Source organism: Helicobacter mustelae, assembly GCF_900476215.1.
Taxonomy (GTDB): domain Bacteria; phylum Campylobacterota; class Campylobacteria; order Campylobacterales; family Helicobacteraceae; genus Helicobacter_H; species Helicobacter_H mustelae.
The window spans coordinates 1,210,213-1,232,499 of the sequence record NZ_LS483446.1; the positions used below are offsets into that span (position 1 = coordinate 1,210,213).

Below are 22,287 nucleotides of genomic sequence, written 5' to 3' on the forward strand. Positions count from 1 at the left end.
CATAACCCCCTAAGCCGTACGTTTGGGATCGAGCGCGTCCATAATGCCATCGCCCACCAAATTAAAACTCATCACCGTTAAAAAAATCATCACGCCAGGAAAAACAAGCATCCAAGGGTCTGTGGCAATGTATTGCATGGAATTGATAAGCATCGCGCCCCATTCAGGCTTAGGAGGTTGGGCTCCAAGCCCTAGGAAGCTGAGGGCTGCTGCTTCCAAAACCGTGGATGCAAAGCCCATTGTGGTTTGCACAATGAGGGGCACGGTGCAGTTGGGAAAAATAACCTTGCACATTAAGCGAAAATGCGATGAACCATTGATTTTAGAGGCAATGACATATTCTTTTTCTTTTTCGCTTAAAACAGAGCTGCGCACCAATCTTGCAAATCCCGGGATCCCCACAAAACCAATGGCCAACATGGCATTGGTGAGCGATGGTCCTAGAACTGCTACCACAATCACAATCAACAAAATCGAGGGCAGAGCAAACATAATATCCATAATGCGCATAATAATCGCATCAATCTTCCCTCCAAAATACCCCGCCAAAAGCCCTAATATCACTCCAAAAAACACCGCAATGCCCATAGAAACAATTCCTATGGTCAAGGAGATTCTAGCCCCATGAACCAAGCGGCTCAAAACATCACGCCCCAAATCATCTGTGCCTAAAAGATGTTTGACTGTCCCCCCTTGCTCCCACACAGGCTTTAAAAGACGCTCCTGAGCATTTTGTACATAAGGGTCATGAGGGCTCAAAAGAGGAGCAAAAACCGCGCAAATAATCAAAAAAAGAACAACCCATGCCCCAACTACGGCTGCTTTGTTTTTTTTAAATTGTTGAATAAATTCTTTAAAGGATTCCATTACGACAACCTTATTCTGGGATTAATAAAGGCATATAAAATATCTACCAATAAATTCGCTCCGATATACATCATCGCAATAATTAAAGACATAGACTGGATAATAGGAAAATCACGCTGATTGAGAGCATTGACGATCCATTTACCAATTCCAGGCCATGAAAAGACGGTTTCAGTTATCATGCTTCCGCCCAGTAACCCCGCTAGCATGAGACCCGCTATAGTGGTCACAGGAATTAATGCATTACGCAAAGTGTGAATAAAAATCACTCGAAAGGGGCCACACCCCTTGGCCTTAGCGGTACGCACATAATCCTCTCTAGAAACCTCTGTCATGCTCGCACGAGTCATTCTTGCAATCACAGCCGTAGAAACCGTTGCTAAAACAATACTAGGAAGGATGAGATGCCTAATGGCATCCACAAAGGCTGCATAATCTCTTGCAATCAAACTATCTATCAAATAAAACCCCGTAGGACCATCCAAAAAATATACATCGCTCAAGCGCCCAAATACAGGCAACCAGCCCAGCTGCACGCTAAAGAAATAAATCAGCATTAATCCCAGCCAAAACACCGGCATAGAAATGCCAGCCAGTGCAAAGGTCATGCTTGCGTAATCAAAAGCACTATAGCGTTTCACCGCTGCTAAAACACCTGTGCTTACCCCTAGAACAAGAGCCATAAATAGAGCAATCAAAGCCAATTCCACCGTAGCGGGAAAACGCTGTAAAAATTCCTGCAACACAGGCTCACCTGTCATAATAGAAGTGCCAAAATTCCCATGCAATATATGACTAACAAACAAAAAATACTGCTCTATCAAAGGCTTATTCAAGCCAAATTGCTCTCTTAGTGCATCAATGGCTGCTTGATTGGCCTTCTCACCCAAAATCACCAATGCAGGATCCCCTGGCACTAAATGCACCATCATAAACACAATAATACTTACGCCAAATAGCGTGGGAATCGCCCACAAAATGCGTTTAATTATAAAACTTAACATAGGACCCCCTTACTTTTCTAAATATACCTGAAAAAACCGATTCACACTCACCCCCGTGGTCTTATAGCCCTTTACTTTGGAGAGATGTGGCACCACGGAATAGGGATAGGCTAAGGGAACATAGGGAATGTCTTTGTGAATAATTTCTTGAGCCTTTTTATAGAGAACCTCTCGTTCTTTTTGGTTAGAAATGCGCTTGGCCTTTAAAAGGAGATTGGAAAACGCATCGCTCTCATAAAAAGAATGGTTTTGGGTGGGCAGGGCTGAAGCTGCTTGCTTGCTCCACAAAACATACAAGAAATTATCAGGGTCAGCAATATCTGCCATCCAGCCTGAAAATGCCATTTCATGCTCCCCCATGCCTACTCTTTTCAAATAAGCCCCCCATTCATATACTTCAATCTTCACATCAATGCCGATTTTTGCCAGGCTTGCCTGCAAAAATACCGCACCCTTTGGATTTCGGTTGGAAGTGGTAAAAACAGTGGTTTTAAAGCCATTGGGATAGCCTGCCTGTTTTAGCAACTCCTTGGCCTTTTTCAAATCGTATTCATAGGGATGAATGTCATAGTTATAACCCCATATGGTGGGCGGGAAAGGATTGACCATCTTTTGGGCATAGCCTTCATAAATCACCTTATTGTAATCATCCACATTGATGGCATGATTGATAGCCAAGCGCACTAAATGATTATTAAAATACTTTTTTTGCGTATTTAGCGAAAGCCAATGTGCAATCAAACCAGGACTTTTATCCACCACAATATTGGGAAGTTTTTCTAGTTGGGCTACTTCATTGAGATTGGGACCAGTCATCAGCATGACTTCGCCGGTGCGCAATGCCAAAGCACGAGTAGAGGCATTGGGAATGGTGCGAATCACCACCTTATCCAAATAAGCCTTAGGCCCCCAATAATCTTGGTTTTTCACCAAAATGATTTTTTCATCTTTATTCCATAGAAAAAACTTAAAAGGTCCCGTCCCAATAGGCCTTTTGGCTAGTTCATCTTTTTTATTGATTTGCGCTAAGTGATCTGCATAATCCTTGCTAAGGATGCTCAAAAAATCCATACCTAAACTAGCCAAGAAAGGGGATTCTGGCTCGCTAAGTGTAATGCGGATCGTATGGTCATCCAAAGCTTCCATGCTCTTGATGATATGAGACATTCCCATGCCTTCCCAATACTTATAGCTTTTAGAACCCGGGCTATAGTAGCGTTTGGCGCGATTCATCTGACGCTCAAAAGAAAATATCACATCCTTGGCACTAAGCTCCACCTTTTTGTCCCAATACTTCGTTTGGTGGAAATACACTCCCTTGCGTAGATGAAAGGTATACACAAGACCATCTTTGGAAATATCCCAACTGGTGGCCAAACCTGGCTCAATTTCTGTTGTGCCGTATTTGAATTGCACAAGCGTATCATAAATATTGCCAGTTGCTACATAACTCTCGCCATCAGTAACCAAAGCAGGATCCATGCTAGAACCATCTGAGCCTCTTGCAAAGACCAAAACACCCCCATAACGACTTTCTGCTGCAGGCTGTTTTGCAAAAGCAATACCAAAAACAAAAAGCAAATAAAAGCATCTTTTTATCATGATTGTCCTTCCTTATGTTCCACTTCAAAAACATCCTAGCAAAATCTAAAAGTTTTTTTGATTTCGTACTTACGAAAATCAAACATTTTTCATAAATACGTAACGTTATTTCATATTTATTGCACTTGTTTGCCTGGTGTCTCTTTTTGCTTATAACACACAAATCATTGAGTCTCATTTCCAAAAATTTTGCTCAAAAATTGCCAGAGATCTTTGCAAAATTAGGGGAGAGTTAGGAGAAATTTGGAGGGGAAACTTTGGGGTAGTTTGAAATCCTACAGTCCTAGAGAAAAGCGCGAAAAAGAGGGTATTTACTAGGCGAGAAAAATCTAACATCCCAGCATTTGCAGAGTTACTTGTGTTTATTTAAAAAATAGAAAAAAACCTGCTTTCTGGTATCAATTTCCAAAGCCCATGGCCAGATAGCCCACATCAACCAAAAAAGCCGCAATTCTTCGCGCTGCTTTGTTTTATTCATTGCGCAAAACCTGTAATGCATCAATCTTACTCGCACGCAATGCGGGATAATAAGAAGAGAGGCATACGATGAATACAGACCCCACCAATGTGCCCAAAAAATCCATCCATGATAAATCTAGCGGAAGCTTTGTCATCCCATACACATCTGCAGGCAACGAAATGATAGGAAAGGTCGCTAGCAGATACATCGCCACAAAAGCCAGCACTATGCCCAAAAAAATCCCGCCAAAGCCTATGGTATTCCCTAGCCAAAAAAATACCTTTTGTATTTCCTTTTTGCTCGCCCCCATGCTTAATAGCAGCGCAATTTCCTTCCTACGATTCATAATGACCATCAAAAGCGAGCTAATAATATTCAAAGAAGCCATGAGCACGATAAGCATCAATACAATAAATAACGAGCGCTTTTCCAATGCCATAGCCGCAAAAAAATTCCCATTTTGCTGCCACCAACCCTCCACCCCAATACCAAAGTGAGGAATCTCTTTGAGGGCTTGGCGCACGGATTCTAGATCCTGCATGGGATGGGTAGAATAGATGTGAATCCCATCATAATGATTGGGCGGAATATTGCGAATTTTTGCAAGGGTATTTAAGCTAGTATAAAGATAGCCCACATCATAAGCACGCAATCCAGACTCAAAAACCCCAGAGACATCAAAGCGCTTCATCACGGGAGAAAAAACCAATCCCGTGGGCTCAAGCTTAGTAAAAAATAAAGTCAATTTATCGCCCTGACGCAATAGAAACTTCTCATAGAGTCCCTTCCCGACAATGATGGGAAAATTTCCCTGCAGGTTTTTTGCATCATAGGCCTTGGCAAAGATTTCATTAATCCTAGCCTCTCTCTGCATATCTACCCCAAAAATCACACCTGCAGACATTTCGTAATTTTTCCTTGCAACGACCTGCATTTGCAAGTAAGGACTAAAGAGAAGATGGGGGAAGCGTTTTTCTAGGGCAATCAACACACTCTCATCAATGCCCTTGCTAGAAGTAGCAAACAAACTCAAGGGATAATTCATCACAAAGAGTTTTTTTTCAAATTCCTTGCTCATGCCATTCATAATGGCCATTGCCACAAGCAAAACCATCACCCCTATGCCCACACCCAAAAATGCTAGGATGGCAGTGATGCTAATAAAGGGTTGTGTGCGATCAAAGCGCAAATATTTGAAGATGAGAAATCCAGTGAGGTTTTTAGACATTTTTTGCAAGCAGTCCTTTTTTGGGGCCGCTTTTACCATGGCAATGCTTGTATTTCTTGCCGCTTCCACAAGGACAGGCTTCATTTCGGGCAATTTTGGGAGCACCCAATTCTGTATTATTTTGGAAACTCTGCGTATCTGCAAGCTCTTCTAAAATTCCCTGTGCCTTAGTGTGGACTTCTTCTTGACGGAATTGGATTACATGCAGGGTTTTGATGGCCTCAGATTTGATGGCCTCAATGAGCTCCAAAAACAAGTTATAGCTTTCTTTTTTATATTCCACCAAAGGATCTTTTTGATTGTATCCCCGCAAGCCAATGCCGGTTTTAAGATTATCCATCGTATAGAGATGCTCGCGCCAAGAACTATCTAAGACCTGCAGATAGATGATGCGCTCAATCTCATTGCGCTGCTCAGCAGATAGAACATTCATTTTTTCTTCATAATTCTGTGACATTTTTTGGATTAATATTTCTAGCAGTGCATCATATTCTTGGCCTTGAAAGATTTGCTCTTCTAGTTCTATGCCAAAATTTTCTTGGATGGTTTTTACCAGTGCTTCAATATCAAAATTTGCCCTATCTCCAGAGATAAAGCCCAGGCGAGCGATCAGAGATTGCAATACCTGCACTCGATTTTCTTGGATGCGCTGGGTGATATTGTAATCAGGATCTAACAGCTCATTGCGGAATTTGTAGACAGTCTTGCGCTGCTCATTGGCCACATCATCATATTCCAATAAATGCTTACGAGATTCAAAATGCAGGCCCTCCACCTTTTTTTGTGCCTTTTCTACAGAATGCGTGACGAGGCTGGATTGGATATGTTCCCCATCTTTGAGGCCAAGCTTTTCCATAATCCCCTTAATCTTATCACTGCCAAAAATCCTTAGCAGGGAATCCTCCAAACTCAAATAAAACTGACTTGTCCCTGGATCGCCCTGTCGCCCGCTTCTGCCGCGCAATTGATTATCAATTCTTCTGCTTTCATGACGCTCTGTCCCAATGATATAAAGCCCCCCCATTGCCCTAACCTCTTCATTAATCTTGATATCCACACCACGCCCTGCCATATTTGTAGCAATGGTTACAGCACCCTTGAGTCCTGCATCCTTGATAATCTCTGCCTCTCTAGCGTGTTGTTTAGCATTTAGCACGGTATGAGGGATTCTCTTTTTTTGTAATAATGCATGCAAAACTTCACTTTTCTCAATGCTGGCTGTACCCACAAGCACGGGCTGCCCCTTGGCATGCAATTCCTCTACCTTGGCAATCACTGCATCAAATTTCTCTTTTTCACTCTTGTAGATCAAATCATCAAGATCCTTTCGCTGTATGGGGACATTGGTAGGGATGCTCACCACCTCAAGATGATAGATTTGCAAAAACTCTGTAGCCTCTGTTTGTGCTGTTCCCGTCATCCCCGCAAGCTTCTCATAGAGTCGGAAATAATTTTGGAAGGTAATATCTGCAAGCGTCTGGCTCTCTTCTTTGATCTTTACCTGCTCTTTTGCTTCCAATGCTTGATGCAAGCCTTCAGAAAATCTCCTACCCTCACTCAAACGCCCCGTAAATTCATCAACAATTACTACTTCCCCCTCTGCAACAACATAGTCTTTGTCTCGCAAAAAAAGATAATTGGCCTTGAGCGCCTGATCGAGATGATGGGAAAATGTAGCATTTTCTAGGCTATAGAGATTATCCACACCAAAGAGCTTCTCTGCATGCTTTATCCCCTCTTCTGTAAGCAAAATCACGCGGCTTTTTTCATCGATTTGAAAATCCTTATGATTTTCTAGTTTCTTTGCCACCTCATCAGCGCGCTGATAATTTTCCATTTGACGATTCACGGGCCCAGAGATGATTAAGGGGGTACGCGCCTCATCAATGAGGATGGAATCCACCTCATCAACGATGGCAAAATAATGATTTTTCTGGACCTTTTGCTCTAGATTATATTTCATGTTATCCCGCAAATAATCAAAACCAAACTCATTATTTGTGCCATAAACAATGTCTTTGGAATAAGCCTCAAGGCGATGGGAATCTTCTTTGACATCCCCGGTGATTACGCCCACTTCAAAGCCCAAAAAATTATACAACGGTCCCATGATTCCTGCATCACGATTTGCCAAATAATCATTCACCGTGATGACATGGATCCCCTTTCCTGTCAATGCATTCAATACCACAGGAAGCGTGGCAACCAGTGTTTTTCCCTCGCCTGTTTTCATCTCTGCGATCTTGCCCTCATGCAGCACCATCCCCCCAATAAGCTGCACATCAAAATGCCGCATTCCAAGCACTCTTTTGCTGGCTTCACGGGTGATTGCAAAACTCTCCACCAATACAGCATCCAAAGACTCGCCCTCTCTTACGCGTGTCTTTAGTCCATCAAATCTCCCCCTCAAATCCTCATCACTCAAAGCTTCCAAGCTTGGCTCTAACGCAGAAATTTCTTTTACTTTTCTTTGATATTTCTTAATCATGCGGGCATTTCTTGTCCCCATCACCTTCCCCAACAATCTCAACATATCCTACTCCTAAACGAATTCCAAATCACTTGCTATAGAGAAAAAAAACTTGTAGATTCTATCACAGTTAGAAAAAAATGCAGGATTTTATGCAAAAAATCCCAAAAAAACAATGGAAATAAAAAAACCCAGAGAGAAATCCACTGGCTGCAATCAAAGCCGCTCTCTTAGCATTTTTTTGCCCCCTGGCATCAGAAAAATCCAAGCCAATTCTTAATGCAGGGAAATAGAGGCACGCTTGAGATTGTTGAAGACTTTGAAAAAGGCAGAAGGATAGAATCGATTGAAAAAAAAGGGGGGGGGTAGATAAGGATTAAACGAGTTTCTAGCCCCCTTTCTTTTTCATAATCTCCCAAAATCTCGCGTACCCGATTGCCAAATGCAAATATAAATCTTAAAGAAATCATGATTCCCCCTGTGTCAAAAACCACGTCAAAAATCCATCAAGGAAATCAAATCATGCGATTTAAGAATGGTGATTTTTTGCAAAAATCCTGGGGACTTAATGACTAATTTCATACTTTTGACACTTCTTTTTTTCCATTTTTCTCTCCCTCTTTTTCTCCTCTATAAAAATATGCTAAAGATGCATACTTATGGTGTTTAAAGAGACTTTCACTCTCTGTTTTGCAAGACCATATTCAAAGATAAACTTTTAAAGATAATTTTTATCATTTACTATTTGCTATCCACATTTGATTACAATGGAGTCGTAAATCTAAAAGAAAGGGATTAAACATGAAAAAAGAAACCAAAAGAAATTTTATTTTAACCAACGATGCTGGTGTTCATGTAGGAAACAATCAAGATTCCATAACCGTCGGTCCACGAGGCCCAATGCTCTTGGAAAACACATGGTTTTTAGAAAAACTCGCACACTTTGATAGGGAAAGAATCCCAGAGAGAGTAGTTCATGCCAAGGGTAGCGGTGCATATGGCACCTTCACGGTGACAAACGACATTACCAAATATACCAAGGCAAAGATTTTTAGCAAAGTCGGCAAAAAAACTCCCTGCTTCTTCCGCTTTTCAACAGTTGCTGGCGAGAGGGGTGCAGCAGATGCAGAGCGCGATCCTAGGGGATTTGCGATGAAATACTACACAGAGGAAGGAAACTGGGATTTGGTAGGAAACAACACCCCTATCTTTTTCATCAGAGATCCTTTGAAATTCCCTGATTTCATCCATACACAAAAGCGCAACCCAAAAACCAATCTCAGAGATATGACAGCTGCATGGGATTTTTGGAGCCAGTGCCCAGAGTCTTTGCACCAAGTAACCATCCTCATGAGCGATCGTGGGATTCCCAAAAACTACCGCCACATGCACGGATATGGCAGCCACACCTTTACCTTCATCAACGCAAAAAATGAAGTGTGCTTTGTGAAATTCCACCTAAAATCCATGCAGGGAATCCAAAATCTCACCAATGCAGAAGCAGAAAAAATCATTGGTATGGATAGAGAATCTCATCAAAGAGACTTGTTTAATGCCATTGAGCGCGGGGATTTCCCAAAATGGAGAATGTGCGTCCAAATCATGCCTATAAAAGATGCAAAAACCTACCGCTTCCACCCCTTCGATCTCACAAAAGTATGGAGCCATAAAGATTATCCACTTATCGAAGTAGGAATCGTAGAGCTCAACAGAAATCCTGAAAACTATTTTGCTGAGGTAGAACAAGCAGCTTTTGACCCCGCAAGTGTCGTGCCGGGCATCGGATACAGCCCAGATAAAATGCTCCAAGGAAGACTCTTTGCCTATGGTGATACTGCAAGATACCGCCTTGGCATCAACCATGGACAACTTCCTGTGAATGCTCCAAAAGTGCCTGTACACAATACCCACAGAGATGGATTTATGCAAAATGGGAATTATGGAAGCTATATGAACTACAACCCAAGCTCTATCCCAGGATATCAAGAAGACCACAGCGTTAGAGTGCCTAAGTTCAATCCTGCATCCATCGAAAAAGAAACAGACATCTATGACTATGATTTCAGGGCAGACGATAGCGATTATTATACTCAGCCAGGAAATCTCTACAGACTCCTTAAGCCAGAAGAGCGCGAGAGACTCTGCCAAAACATCAAAGATGCGATGGAAGGAGTACCAGCTGATATCAAAAAACGCCAGATCGAACATTTCAAAAAAGCAGATCCTGCTTATGGTAAACGCGTAGAAGAACTAGTAATGTAATTTCATGGGCACCCCCTAAGGGATGCCTATCACAAAAGGAAAAGAAGTATGGAAAGACGAGAATTCTTAAAAACAAGCGCTCTGGCAACAGGTGTCCTAGCAACGAGCACGGGACTTTTTGCAAGAGAGCAAAAAAGCAAAAAATTTATCATTGACATAGCATATAGTGCAGATTTTCGATCCGCCAAAGATCTGAAATTTTATACTCCATTGCCAATGCCCAGCGCATTTCAAAAAATCAGTAATTTCAAGCTTCAGGGAAATTTCACATCCCACAACATTCTAAAAATCCAAGACTCTCCCCTGCTCTTTGCCCAGTTTGAACAAACTGCAGAAAAAAAAGATCTCTCTTTATCCTTTGTCCTCGAGCTAGAACCCTACCAAGCCAAGCTAGATAGAGGAGAAAACTCTCAATATCTCAAACAAACAAGATATGTGAGAACCGATGGAAAAATCGCAGAGATAGCAAGCCTCGTGAAAAACAAGAGCACAGAGCAAAAAGTGGCCTTCTTCAAAGATTATATTGCAAAAAATATCCTGCCAGAGCAAAGAAGCTTCTCTGATGCAATCAAAACCATCTCTGATAAAAAAAATACATTCATCCTCTCTGGAGAAAGCATCAGTGCCAACTCGATTTTGGTAGCCCTCTGTCGTGCTTGCAACATCCCAGCCCGAGAAGTTTTTGGCTTTGATATCACGCAAAATCACCTCATATCCAATAACAAAGCAGAGATTCTCATCAATCACTATTGGCAGCGCATGGATGTAAGCCAGGAAAACTCCTATGACTTTATTGCCTTAAACCATCTTAGAGACGACTTTATCGGGGATATTTATACTTCAAGCATCCACCAAACATTAGGCAGCATTGATGGAAACAACCTGAAATATTACAAAGAATTTCAAGAAAGCATCAGACTCCAACAAATCGCATAATCCATAAAAGTGAATTTTTGTCTAGAAAATAGGCATCTAAGCAGGCCTATTTTCTAGAATTTTTGCTTCTTTCAAACTCTCAATGGCTTCATTGCTCAAAAACAAAAAGTTAGATTCTCTTTCAAAAATCCCTCAAATACATCAAGATTCCTAAAGAATTTTTCCATCCTAGAGAAATTTTTTCCATATTTCAAATCTCTAATTTCCTTATGGGACATTCACCCAATCCCCAGTAAATCCAACAAACCCAAGCGCCCTAAAATAATTTTTAAAAGCATTTTTTATCAAATTTTCAATCCCTAGCCCCGCATACTCAAACAAGCAAACCACACTCAAAGCAAAATTTTTAGATCCAAGACAGGCAACTCGCACACCACAAAAAACTCATAACCAAACACTTTCCCATGCAATGACATCCAAGCCATTGGAGCGTTATGCATCTAGCCTGCAGGAGATTTTTGATGTTTTTGCTTGCAGGCATCCTCATCCCCAAACATGCAGCGCTTTTGCAATTCATGCAACCTCTCCACATCTTTTTGCTTTGCTTGATGGACTTTGTAATTTTGGTATTTGTTCACCCCCCAAATCGCTGCACACATGAAAAGAATCCAAAAAATATCATATTTTTTAAGTTTGGGGCAAAACCTGCAACGCATCTTCATCCTTGGGCATTTTGTAAAACTTTTTATTGCTATAATTGACCCATTATAACAAACAAGGAGAAATCATGGCGGTATCCAGGAGAGATGCACTCAAAGCTGCGATGGGCGGGATGACACTCCTTCAAACCCAACCCCTCCAAGCTGTGGGAATCTTCACAAAAAATGAAAAAATCCCCCATGCCACGCGTTTTGGGCCCTTTTATGGACATGTGCAAGATGGCGTTCTTAAAGAGATTGAATCCCAAAAAAATGATTTCAACCCCTCTGTGATGACCAAGGGCCTCATTGACCGGGCCTATTCTAAGAGCCGTGTGAGATACCCCTGTGTGAGAAAAAGCTATCTTGAAAAGAAAGAAAATCACAAGGAGCTACGCGGGCGCGAGGAATTTGTAAGGGTGAGCTGGGATATGGCACTCGATCTCGTTGCTAAAAAACTCCAAGAGATTCCAAAAGAAAAGATTTATCATGGAGGCGATAAGGGATTGGAGCAGGCAGGGAGACTTCATAATGCAAGCATTATCGCAGGCAGATTTTTCAACACTGTGTTAGGGGGGGTGGTGCAGGCAAGCGGAGGCTATAGGAATGGTGCAGCAGTGAGCGTCAATCCCGCAATCATTGGAGACATGGAGGTTTACTCCCTCCAGACTACACATGAGGAGATGATTGCCAACTGCAAGGTCTATGTCATGTGGGGTGCAGATCTTTTCAAATCCAATCGCACAGATTTTGTGGTGCCCAATCACCTCAATGATGTCTACTACACCAGATACAAAAGATCGGGGATGAAATTCATCTGCATTGATCCCATCTATACAGAGACTGCGCAAATGTTTGATGCTGAATGGATCAAAATCCGCCCCAACACCGATGTGGCCTTGATGCTTGGGATGATGCATTATCTCTTTGGGAGCAAGAAATATGACAAGCGCTTCATCTCCAAATACACCGATGGATTTGAGAAGTTTCTCCCCTATCTGCTTGGCAAAACAGACAAAACCCCAAAAAATGCCAAGTGGGCGGAGAAAATCACTGGAATCCCTGCTAGAAAAATCAAAGAATTAGCAGAGCTTTTTACAACAAATCGTACCTTCTTTGCAGGAAACTGGGCGATGCAAAGAGCCCAACATGGAGAGCAGGTGGATTGGGCACTCATTACCCTAGCTAGCATGATTGGACAAATTGGCCTGCCAGGAGGTGGGGTGGGATTTTGCATGCATTATGCAGGCGGAGGACAGGCAAGCTCTGGCTATCGCATCCCTCCGGGAATCTCGCAGGGAAGTAGCACCATTAAGCAGAGCATCCCAACATCCAGACTTGCAGATGCCATCCTAAATCCAGGCAAAGAAATCCCCTATAGAGGCAAAAAAATCACCTATCCAAAAATCGACATGCTCTATCTGTGTGGGACACCTCTCCTAGAATATGAGCCAAACACCAATGAGCTCATCCAAGCCCTTCGCACGCTAGATACTATCATCATCCATAAACCTTGGTGGACACCCGATGCCAAGATGGCAGATATTGTATTGCCCTCCACCACATCACTAGAGCGCGATGACATCACTTTTGGGGGATTTCATTCCAAAAATGTCATCTATGCGATGCGCAAAGTCATAGAGCCCCTCTATGAATCCAAAAATGATTTTGACATCTTTGCCATGCTTGCCAACAAGATCGGTGGAGAAACAATGGAGAGAAAATACACAGAAAACAAAAGCTCCATAGATTGGATCCAGGAATTTTACAAAAAAAGCGATGGACCCTCTTTTAAGGATTTTGATCAATTTTGGAAGGAGGGCTTTGTAGAGTTTGAGATTCCCAAAAAAGCCTATGGTTTTGTTCGTCACGCAGATTTCCGCAAAGACCCAGTACACAACAAACTCGCGACAAAAAGCGGCAAAATCCAGATTTTTTCAGAGGTTTTTGCCTCTTACAAATTGCCAGATTTCAAGGGACATGTGATGTGGTTTGAACCCGCAGAATGGCTGGGTGGGAAGACTGCCAAAAAATATCCCTTCCACCTCCTCTCTCCTCATCCTCGCTATCGCCTGCATTCCCAACTTGAGAATACGTGGATTGCCAATTTTTACAAGATCCAGGGCAGAGAACCCATGATGATTAATACCAATGATGCCCAAAGACTTGGGGTCAAGCATGGAGAAATCGTAGAAGTCTATAATGATAGGGGCAGGATTTTGGTGGGGGCATTTGTGAGTGATTTCATACGCGAGGGGGTCATTGCTATCCAAGTGGGAGCCTGGTATGATCCAGAGGATCCAAAAGAGGAAAATCCTCGCTGCAATTCTGGACTTGTCAATATTCTCACCTCATCGCGACCCACCAGCCAGATGGCCCAAGCCACATCGGCAAATACCGCGCTGGTAAATATCAGAAAAATAGAAAATGAAGTGATAAAACCCTGCAAATCCACTCTGCCCCCAAGCATCCTAGGAGTGTAATGATGAGAAAAATTTTTTATACCTTTGTTTGTAGCTGTCTTTTTGCTTCAGCAGAAACTCTATATATCACCGATGATGACGTACCAATTTATTCTCCCAAAAACTATCAAAAAATCGGGGTCATCGCGCGGGGAATTTCTGGAGAGAAAATCAAGGAAGATGATCAATGGGTTGTTTTAAAAATCCAAGGATTCCAAAAAAAAGATGATGAAAAAACACTCTATGCCACCAATGGCAAAGAGCTGCCTGCGATTTTGTTTGACAAAGAAAATAATGGAACCACGCTAGAGGTAGCGATCCCCAAAGACAAGGTTTCCCAAGATCAATCTAAAATCTGGCAAGATGGAAGGATGCTCTATGAAAACACCTGCTCTACATGTCATTCCACCCACTCGCCAAAAGAATACAGCGCGCTAGAATGGGAAAGCATCTTCTCTACCATGCGGCTTTTTTCTATGCCCACAGACAATGAGGCAAAGAAGATTTTAGAATATCTCAAATCCCATGCCAATGATGGCTATGCCACAGATGAATCAGACACAGCGACAGAGGAAAATACAGGGGTGAGCGCAAGTGAAGCGACTGGAGGAAATCCTGGAGCTAATGCAAGCAAAATCCCAGGAGCTGGGCAATGAAGATTTGCATCATGTGTGAATCCACGCTTTTGCAAAGCGCGCTAGAATATTATCTGCAAGAATATCTCTGCCCCTATCAAGAGGCAGAATTCATCATTTCTGATATTTCGCTCAATATCCAAAAACCCATCTGCTTCATCCAAAATGATAGCAACACCCACATCAAAAAGCCCTTCACCCCCGTGAGTCTGTTTCGCAATTTGCAGGAATTCTATCACTCAGAAATCAAAAAGACCACCATCGATGCCAATGCCATCATCCCCGCAGAGTTACTCAACATCAAAGACCCGCAATTGCAAACAAAAATTAACTCCATTCTGCAGGAATTTTCCAAAAAAATCTACCAAACCCTAAACACAAATCCTCAAAATGAAAAAACCACTGAAAAAAAATGAGCAAAATGCCAAAAAGAGCACCATTAAGGTAATTGGAGGGATGTTCAAGGGGCACAGTCTCTTGATGCCACATTCCCACACCACGCGCTCTTCTAAATCCATCCTCAAAGAATCCCTATTCAACACATTGCAAAATGATATCCTTTCCTTTAGCTTTGTAGAGATTTTTGCAGGCACAGGATCCATTGGCATCGAAGCCTTGAGTCGTGGAGCAAAATCTGTGATATTTTTTGAAAAAGACCCAGAAGCCTTTGCCATCCTTAGAAAAAATATTGAACAAATCCAGCAAAAAGCACAAAAGATGAAAAAAGAAATCTCTGTGGAATGCAACCTGGGAGATAGCTTTTTTCTCCTGCCCCAATTTCTCAAACAAAATACCTCAAACCCTTTAATTTTGTTTTTTGACCCACCCTTTCCCATCCGAGAAAATTGCGCAGAAATCTATGAAAAATGTTTTGATATTCTCAAAAATCTCGACCAAAGCAGAGAGAAACTCGTAATATTTGAGCATCTTAGCACCTACAAAATGCCCCAAACCCTCAAAGATTTCTGTATAATAAAAACAAAAAAATTTGGCAAAAGCGCCTTAAGCTACTATAGTAATTTGGAAAGGAAAGATCATGGCTGAAGAAGCAAAACAAGAAAAGGGGAAAAGCAAGGCTCTGCTTTTTGTAATCCTTGGGGTTGTTGTTTTTCTCATCATTGTCATTGCCTTGGTGGTGATGCTGCTCATGGGTGGAGAGAAACAAGAAGCCAAGCAGGAAGTCCCAGCAGCAAGCAAAACTCAGGCTCCCGGAACAAAGGATACCAGTCTCCTTAGCATCGGCCCGCTCTACTCTATGCCAAAGCCCTTCATCGTCAATCTCGTCACACAATCTGGTAGACGCTACCTCAAAACCTCCATCACCTTTGAACTCAGCAATCCCAAATTACAGCAGGAAGTAGAACAAAAAACCTCAATCCTGCAAGACATCATTATTGATGTGTTATCCTCTAAGTCCATCGAGGAGATCGTCACAACAAAGGGCAAAGAAAGAATCAAGGATGAAATCCTCCAGCGCGTGAATCAAATTTTAGTTGATGGATATATGAAAAATATCTTTTTCACAGAATTTGTGGTGCAATGAACCTAGGAGTTGGGATTGATACAATCGCTATTTGTCGCATCAAGCAAGCCTACCAAAGACATGGGCAGAGATTTCTCAATCGCTTCCTAAGCTCCAAAGAGCAGAAAATTGCTAGCAGCATGCAAAGCATCGCGGGTTTTTGGGCCGCGAAGGAAGCTTTTGCAAAAGCCATTGGTACTGGGATTGGCAAGGAATTGGGATTTTTGGACATAGAAATCACCAAAACCCAAAAAAATGCCCCCCTCATCAACCTTTGTAAAAAAAAGAAGGATTTTTTCCCCTTCTCTCATTTTGCATTGAGCATCACTCATGACCACGATTTCAGCATCGCTGTGGTCATCGCCTACTACTGATTTTCTGAAATTTTTACTAAAGCATTGCAATTTTTGACTATAATGTCCAAACTTCCCCGACGGAAAATAAAAAATCCATAAAAACAAACTCTGTATAAAAAATCATTATTTACTTTGGGAGATTGGCTATGCAAAAAAAGAGAATCTACTTGGATAATAACGCCACAACGATGCTAGATCCTAGCGTCAAAGAATTGATGGAGCCATTTTTTTGTGAACATTATGGCAATCCCAATTCCCTACATAAATTTGGCACCGAAATCCATCCTGCACTTCACGATGCTTTCAATAAACTCTATGATGGAATTTGCGCACGCGAAGAAGATGACATCATTATCACTTCTTGTGCCACAGAGTCCAATAACTGGGTACTTAAGGGTGTTTATTTTGATCAAATTGCCACAGGAAAAAAAAACCACATCATCACCACAAGCGTCGAACATCCTGCCATAAGTGCTACTTGCAGATTTTTGGAATCCCTTGGAGTGAGGGTCACCTATCTAGACATCAATAAAGAGGGGAATATTTCACCAGAACAGGTGCGCGAAGCCATCACTGAAGAAACCGCACTTGTAAGCGTGATGTGGGCAAATAATGAAACAGGATTGATTTTCCCCATTGAAGAAATTGGAGCCATTTGTGAAGAAAGAGGAGTTTTATTTCACACCGATGCTGTACAGGCCATTGGCAAGATTCCTGTAGACGTGCAAAAGGCAAAGGTGGATTTCCTCTCCTTTTCTGCGCATAAATTTCATGGGCCAAAGGGCATTGGGGCATTGTATATCAAAAATGGACGCGAGCTTGCTCCATTGCTCCATGGCGGAGAGCATATGAGAGGGAGGCGCAGCGGGACACTCAATGTCCCCTATATCGTCGGCATGGGAGAAGCGATGCGTCTAGCAAATGCGTATTTGGATTTTGAAAATTCCACAATCTTGAAACTTCGCAATTATCTAGAGGATGCGCTTTTGCAAATCCCTGATGTGGTGGTAATAGGAGATAGAGTCCATCGCGTACCAAACACCACACTCATCAGTGTGCGCGGAATCGAGGGAGAGGCCATGCTTTGGGATCTCAACAAAGCAGGGATCGCCTGTTCTACAGGAAGTGCTTGTGCAAGCGAGGATTTGGAAGCCAATCCTGTGATGGTGGCTATTGGCGCGGACAAAGAGCTGGCACACACAGCAGTGAGAATTTCTCTGTCGCGCTTCACCACTCAAGAAGAAATTGACTACACCATTTCTGTTTTTCAAAAGGCTGTCGAGAGACTACGCAATATTTCGAGTTCGTATGAAGGGAGTTTGTAATGGCAAAAAATAATCTCATTGGTGGAGCACTTTGGGATGCATATTCCAAAAAAGTCAGCGAAAGGATGGACAACCCCACACATCTAGGCGTCCTTACACAACAAGATGCAGATGCCAAAAACGCAAAGCTCATCGTCGCAGATTATGGTGCGGAGGCCTGTGGGGATGCGGTGCGATTGTATTGGCTGGTGGATCAAAATGATGTCATCATTGATGCGAAATTCAAAAGTTTTGGTTGCGGGACGGCGATTGCTAGCTCAGATATGATGGTAGAGCTTTGTCTTGGCAAAAAGGTGCAAGATGCAGTGAAAATTACCAATCTGGATGTAGAGCATGCATTACGAGATGATCCTGACACCCCTGCAGTCCCAGGGCAAAAGATGCACTGCTCTGTCATGGCTTATGATGTCATCAAAAAGGCAGCTGGCATCTATTTGGGCAAGGATGCACAAGATTTTGAAAGCGAGATCATTGTCTGCGAGTGCGCACGCGTGAGCCTCTCCACAATCAAAGAAGTCATTCGCCTCAATGACCTAAAAAGCGTAGAAGAGATCACTCAATACACCAAGGCAGGAGGATTTTGCAAGAGCTGCGTGAAACCCGGTGGACATGAAGAAAGAGAGTATTATCTCGTAGATATTTTGCGAGATGTACGTGCAGAAATGGACGCAGAAAAACTCAAAGACAATGTGCAAAAAAATCAAAATGGTGAGTTAAGTTTTGCGGATATGACCATGGTGCAGAGAATCAAAACCGTAGACAAGACCATTAATGATCAGATTCGCCCTATGCTGCTCATGGATGGTGGAGATCTAGAAATCCTGGATATCAAAGATAGCAGCGATGGGCATTTTGATATTTATATCCGCTATATGGGTGCTTGCAGCGGTTGTGCGAGTGCCTCCACTGGCACATTGTTTGCCATTGAGGGCATTCTACAAGAAAATCTCGACCCAAAGATTCGCGTTCTCCCCATTTAATCTCAAAATAACACCTCCCAAAGGGGTGTTATTTTTGTTACAATCACACCATTATTTCTCAAATAAGGTCTTATTTGCTGCGAAGATTTTTTGTTGGTGTCTGCTGTCTTTTTGCATTATGCCCTGCAGACCAAAGCGTATACACTCCCATAGGATTTTCCTATGGGCAGGACTACAACAAAGCCAGAGAAAAAAGTGGATTTATCCTAGGCGGAGGAATTGGCCTGCCCAGTGCCACCACGCAATCCCTAACATTTCATCGCTTCCGCGATGTCAGCTCCTATGGTTTCCATCTCCTCTTTGGATACCAAGATTTCACCTCCAAATTCACCCCATTCCCCTTTAATTACTTTGGTGCGCGTGTGCTTTTGGAATTTTATAACACCTATCATCTCACAAAGCAAAAGGCTTTCAATAGCAATGTCTTATCCATTGGCTATGACCTCCTCTATGATATTTTCCCCAACAAAGCCCAGACCTTTGGGCTGCTTTTGGGAGTAAATATTGGCATGGTGCGCATACAGGATTTTCAGAGCTTCTCACTAAGCTTTGGATTGAAATTTGGATTTAGCTATGCATTTAGCACAAAACACCGCCTAGAGGCAAGTTATCTCATTGCTGAGTCTGGACCACTTCAGGGAGATCGATTTTATTTTTATAGTCCCTACACTATCAATGTCACTTATACCTATCTCTTCGCAATGCCTTTCAAAAAGTAGTATAATTGCTCTGTAAAATAACTTAAAGGAGCTTTTATGAATATCAATCGTCGTGATTTTATAAAAAGTGCTGCGGTGGCTTCAGCAGCTTCTGCTGTTGGACTTAGTATCCCAGATACCTTGGCTGCAAAAGCCAAAAATGCTCAGAAACAATGGAAGTGGGATAAGGCAGTTTGTCGTTTCTGTGGGACGGGATGTGGGGTTATGGTAGCCACCCAGGATGGATCAATTGTTGCCATCAAGGGGGATCCTGAGGCCCCTGTGAATCGTGGCATCAATTGCATAAAAGGCTATTTTTGCGCAAAAATCATGTATGGCGAAGACCGCTTGACACAACCCCTGCTGCGCGTCAATGCCAAGGGAGAATATGACAAAAAAGGAAAATTCACCCCTGTAAGCTGGAAAAGAGCATTTGATGAAATGGAAAAGCAATTCAAAAAAACCTATAATAGCATGGGGCCCAATGGTGTAGCATTAATGGCAAGTGGACAATATACGATCCCTGAGGGCTATGCCGCATTAAAATTTATGAAAGGAGGTCTGCGCTCTAATAATATTGACCCCAATGCCAGACATTGTATGGCAAGCGCAGTCATTGGCTTTATGCAAACCTTTGGCATTGATGAACCAGCAGGATGTTATGATGATATTGAGCTTACAGATACCGTTGTTACCTGGGGAGCAAATATGGCAGAAATGCACCCTATTTTGTGGAGTCGCGTCACAGACAGAAAATTAAACAATTCTGAAAGGGTGAAGATTATCAATCTCTCAACTTATACAAATAGGACTTCAGATATCGCAGATATAGAAATTATTTTCAGACCCAGCACAGATTTAGCAATTTGGAATTTTATTGCCAGAGAAATTGTATACAACAAACCAGAAAGCATTGATCAAAATTTTATTAAGGAGCATTGTGTTTTTAGCACGGGATATGTCAACATCGGGTATGGATTGCGCGAAGACATCCATCACAAAAAATACCTCCCTAGCGAGAGAGACACTGCTGCGAAACAAAAATCTAAAATCTTAAGTGATGCTGAGGGGGTAACACTCCAATATTTAGGATTGAGGGCTGGAGATAATCTACAGATGGATAAGAGCAAGGAAGCAGGTGTAAATTGGCAAATCAGCTTTGAAGAATTCAAAAAAGCTTTAGAACCATACACATTGGATTTCGTAGCACAACTTGCCAAGGGCAATAGTAACGAGAGCCTAGAATCTTTTAAAAACAAGCTCCAACAACTTGCAAATTATTACATAGAAAAAGATAGAAAAATCGTTAGCTTCTGGACAATGGGATTTAATCAACACCAAAGAGGCAGTTGGGTGAATGAGCAAAGTTATATGGTGCATATGCTACTTGGCAAGCAAGCAAAGCCAGGAAGCGGCGCATTTTCTCTTACTGGGCAACCAAGTGCTTGCGGAACGGCTAGAGAGGTGGGAACATTTTCTCACCGTCTACCCGCAGATATGGTAGTCAATAACCCCAAGCATCGTGCAATCGCTGAAAAGATATGGAATGTTCCTGAGGGTACCATCCCAGCCAAACCAGGATTCCCTTATCTTGACATGATGCGCGCATTAGAAGATGGGAAAATCAAATGGCTTTGGGTAGCTGTCAATAATCCCTGGCAAAATACCGCAAATGCCAATCACTGGATCAAGGCTGCTAGAGAAATGGATAATTTCATCGTTGTAAGCGATTGCTATCCAGGAATTACGGCAAAAATTGCTGATCTCATTTTGCCAAGTGCAATGATTTATGAAAAATGGGGGGCATATGGCAATGCAGAGCGCCGCACCCAACATTGGAAACAGCAAGTCCTTCCACAAGGCAATGCAATGAGTGATACCTGGCAGATTTTAGAATTTGCAAAACGCTTTACCATCAAAGAAACTTGGGGCAAAGAAGATGCTAATCTTGGAATCACCAATGTTTTAGATGCTGCCAAAAAAATGGGATACAAAGAAAGCGACACCCTCTTTGATGTCTTATTTGCCAATAAAAATGCTAAAAAATTTGGCTTACAAGAACCTCTGCTCAAAGAAAAACCTCTCAATTCTGAAGTATTTGGTGATAATCGAAAGGTATTGGGCAGTGATGGGAAACCCTTTGGCGGATATCATTTCTTTGTTCAAAAATATCTTTGGGAAGAATATAGAATCTTTGGCACAGGACATGGGCATGATCTTGCAGAATTTGATGTCTACCACAAGGTTCGTGGATTGCGGTGGCCAGTAGTAGATGGCAAAGAGACTCAATGGAGATTTAATGCCAAATATGATCCTTATGCGCGGAAATATGCCAATGGCAGGGATTTCGCATTTTATGGCAACAAAGAAGCAAGCCTGCTTCAAGGAGATCTCAAAGCCCCGGGCAATGAGAAAAAACCCATCACCAATCGTGCAAAAATTTTCTTCCGCCCCTATATGGATCCCTGCGAAATGCCTGATAAAAACTATCCCATGTGGCTTTGCACAGGTAGGGTGCTAGAACACTGGCATAGCGGCACAATGACCATGCGCGTACCAGAACTCTATCGAGCTGTGCCTGAAGCATTGTGCTATATGAGTGAAGATGATGCTAAAGAGCAAAATCTCAAACATGGGGATACGGTATGGATAGAATCTCGCCGTGGAAAAGTAAAAGCAAAGGTGGAAGTCAATGGACGCAATCGCCCTCCCAAAGGACTTGTTTATGTGCCTTGGTTTGATGAAAACGTCTATATCAATAAAGTTTGTCTAGATGCTACCTGCCCCATCTCTAAACAAACGGATTTTAAAAAGTGTGCAGTAAGGGTTTATAAGGCATAGT

Annotated in this window: 18 protein-coding genes; 12 read left to right on the forward strand and 6 right to left on the reverse strand. The window is 42.3% G+C overall.

The genetic code is table 11. From position 1 onward, the window contains the following. Positions 1-9: 9 nt before the first annotated feature. The 5 genes from DQN48_RS05745 to secA form a co-directional block, all read right to left on the reverse strand. The gene (locus DQN48_RS05745) at positions 10-867 is read right to left on the reverse strand and encodes an ABC transporter permease (protein ID WP_013023416.1); all 858 of its coding nucleotides are present in this window, start codon (positions 865-867) and stop codon (positions 10-12) included. After that, positions 867-1,871, reverse strand: a complete 1,005-nt coding sequence (locus DQN48_RS05750; RefSeq protein WP_013023417.1) for an ABC transporter permease — start codon at positions 1,869-1,871, stop codon at positions 867-869. The genes DQN48_RS05745 and DQN48_RS05750 overlap by 1 nt, the downstream gene beginning before the upstream one ends. A gap of 9 nt (positions 1,872-1,880) precedes the next feature. Further along, entirely contained in the window at positions 1,881-3,473 is a 1,593-nt protein-coding gene (locus tag DQN48_RS05755; protein ID WP_013023418.1) for an ABC transporter substrate-binding protein, read from the reverse strand. Between the two features lie 470 nt (positions 3,474-3,943). Beyond that, entirely contained in the window at positions 3,944-5,161 is a 1,218-nt protein-coding gene (locus DQN48_RS05760; RefSeq protein WP_013023419.1) for an ABC transporter permease, read from the reverse strand. Then, entirely contained in the window at positions 5,154-7,694 is a 2,541-nt protein-coding gene (gene secA / locus DQN48_RS05765) for a preprotein translocase subunit SecA (RefSeq protein WP_041913177.1), read from the reverse strand. The genes DQN48_RS05760 and secA overlap by 8 nt, the downstream gene beginning before the upstream one ends. Positions 7,695-8,432: 738 nt before the next feature. Between secA and DQN48_RS05775 the strand changes: the two genes are divergently transcribed. Next, positions 8,433-9,893, forward strand: coding sequence for a catalase (locus DQN48_RS05775; RefSeq protein WP_049762203.1), 1,461 nt, complete (start codon positions 8,433-8,435; stop codon positions 9,891-9,893). Between the two features lie 48 nt (positions 9,894-9,941). Then, positions 9,942-10,829: a transglutaminase-like domain-containing protein gene (locus DQN48_RS05780; protein ID WP_013023422.1), complete on the forward strand. Its 888-nt coding sequence runs from the start codon at positions 9,942-9,944 to the stop codon at positions 10,827-10,829. A 440-nt stretch (positions 10,830-11,269) separates the two neighbouring features. On the opposite strand, the gene DQN48_RS07700 is transcribed toward DQN48_RS05780, so the two are convergent. After that, on the reverse strand, positions 11,270-11,428 hold the full coding sequence (locus tag DQN48_RS07700; RefSeq protein ID WP_231902615.1) for a hypothetical protein: 159 nt from the start codon (positions 11,426-11,428) through the stop codon (positions 11,270-11,272). Positions 11,429-11,556: 128 nt separating this feature from the next. Here DQN48_RS07700 and DQN48_RS05790 point away from each other — a divergent pair, with 128 nt between their 5' ends. The 10 genes from DQN48_RS05790 to napA all read left to right on the forward strand — a co-directional run bounded on the left by DQN48_RS05790 (position 11,557) and on the right by napA (position 22,286). Continuing rightward, positions 11,557-13,950: a molybdopterin-dependent oxidoreductase gene (locus tag DQN48_RS05790; RefSeq protein ID WP_013023425.1), complete on the forward strand. Its 2,394-nt coding sequence runs from the start codon at positions 11,557-11,559 to the stop codon at positions 13,948-13,950. Then, positions 13,950-14,585: a periplasmic protein gene (locus tag DQN48_RS05795; protein ID WP_013023426.1), complete on the forward strand. Its 636-nt coding sequence runs from the start codon at positions 13,950-13,952 to the stop codon at positions 14,583-14,585. Before DQN48_RS05790 ends, DQN48_RS05795 begins: the two co-directional genes overlap by 1 nt. Continuing rightward, complete coding sequence (locus DQN48_RS05800) at positions 14,582-14,980, forward strand: hypothetical protein (protein ID WP_013023427.1); 399 nt, start codon at positions 14,582-14,584, stop codon at positions 14,978-14,980. Before DQN48_RS05795 ends, DQN48_RS05800 begins: the two co-directional genes overlap by 4 nt. Continuing rightward, on the forward strand, positions 14,955-15,608 hold the full coding sequence (gene rsmD, locus DQN48_RS05805; protein ID WP_013023428.1) for a 16S rRNA (guanine(966)-N(2))-methyltransferase RsmD: 654 nt from the start codon (positions 14,955-14,957) through the stop codon (positions 15,606-15,608). Before DQN48_RS05800 ends, rsmD begins: the two co-directional genes overlap by 26 nt. After that, complete coding sequence (fliL, locus tag DQN48_RS05810; RefSeq protein ID WP_013023429.1) at positions 15,601-16,107, forward strand: flagellar basal body-associated protein FliL; 507 nt, start codon at positions 15,601-15,603, stop codon at positions 16,105-16,107. The genes rsmD and fliL overlap by 8 nt, the downstream gene beginning before the upstream one ends. Beyond that, entirely contained in the window at positions 16,104-16,460 is a 357-nt protein-coding gene (gene acpS, locus DQN48_RS05815; RefSeq protein WP_013023430.1) for a holo-ACP synthase, read from the forward strand. Before fliL ends, acpS begins: the two co-directional genes overlap by 4 nt. 128 nt (positions 16,461-16,588) lie before the next feature. After that, positions 16,589-17,767, forward strand: coding sequence for a NifS family cysteine desulfurase (locus DQN48_RS05820; protein ID WP_013023431.1), 1,179 nt, complete (start codon positions 16,589-16,591; stop codon positions 17,765-17,767). Beyond that, positions 17,767-18,747 (forward strand): iron-sulfur cluster assembly scaffold protein NifU, encoded by a 981-nt coding sequence (locus DQN48_RS05825; protein WP_013023432.1) that lies wholly within the window; start codon positions 17,767-17,769, stop codon positions 18,745-18,747. Before DQN48_RS05820 ends, DQN48_RS05825 begins: the two co-directional genes overlap by 1 nt. A gap of 74 nt (positions 18,748-18,821) precedes the next feature. Then, entirely contained in the window at positions 18,822-19,466 is a 645-nt protein-coding gene (locus tag DQN48_RS05830; protein WP_013023433.1) for an outer membrane beta-barrel protein, read from the forward strand. Positions 19,467-19,508: 42 nt separating this feature from the next. After that, on the forward strand, positions 19,509-22,286 hold the full coding sequence (gene napA / locus DQN48_RS05835) for a nitrate reductase catalytic subunit NapA (protein WP_173051825.1): 2,778 nt from the start codon (positions 19,509-19,511) through the stop codon (positions 22,284-22,286). Position 22,287 lies beyond the last annotated feature (1 nt).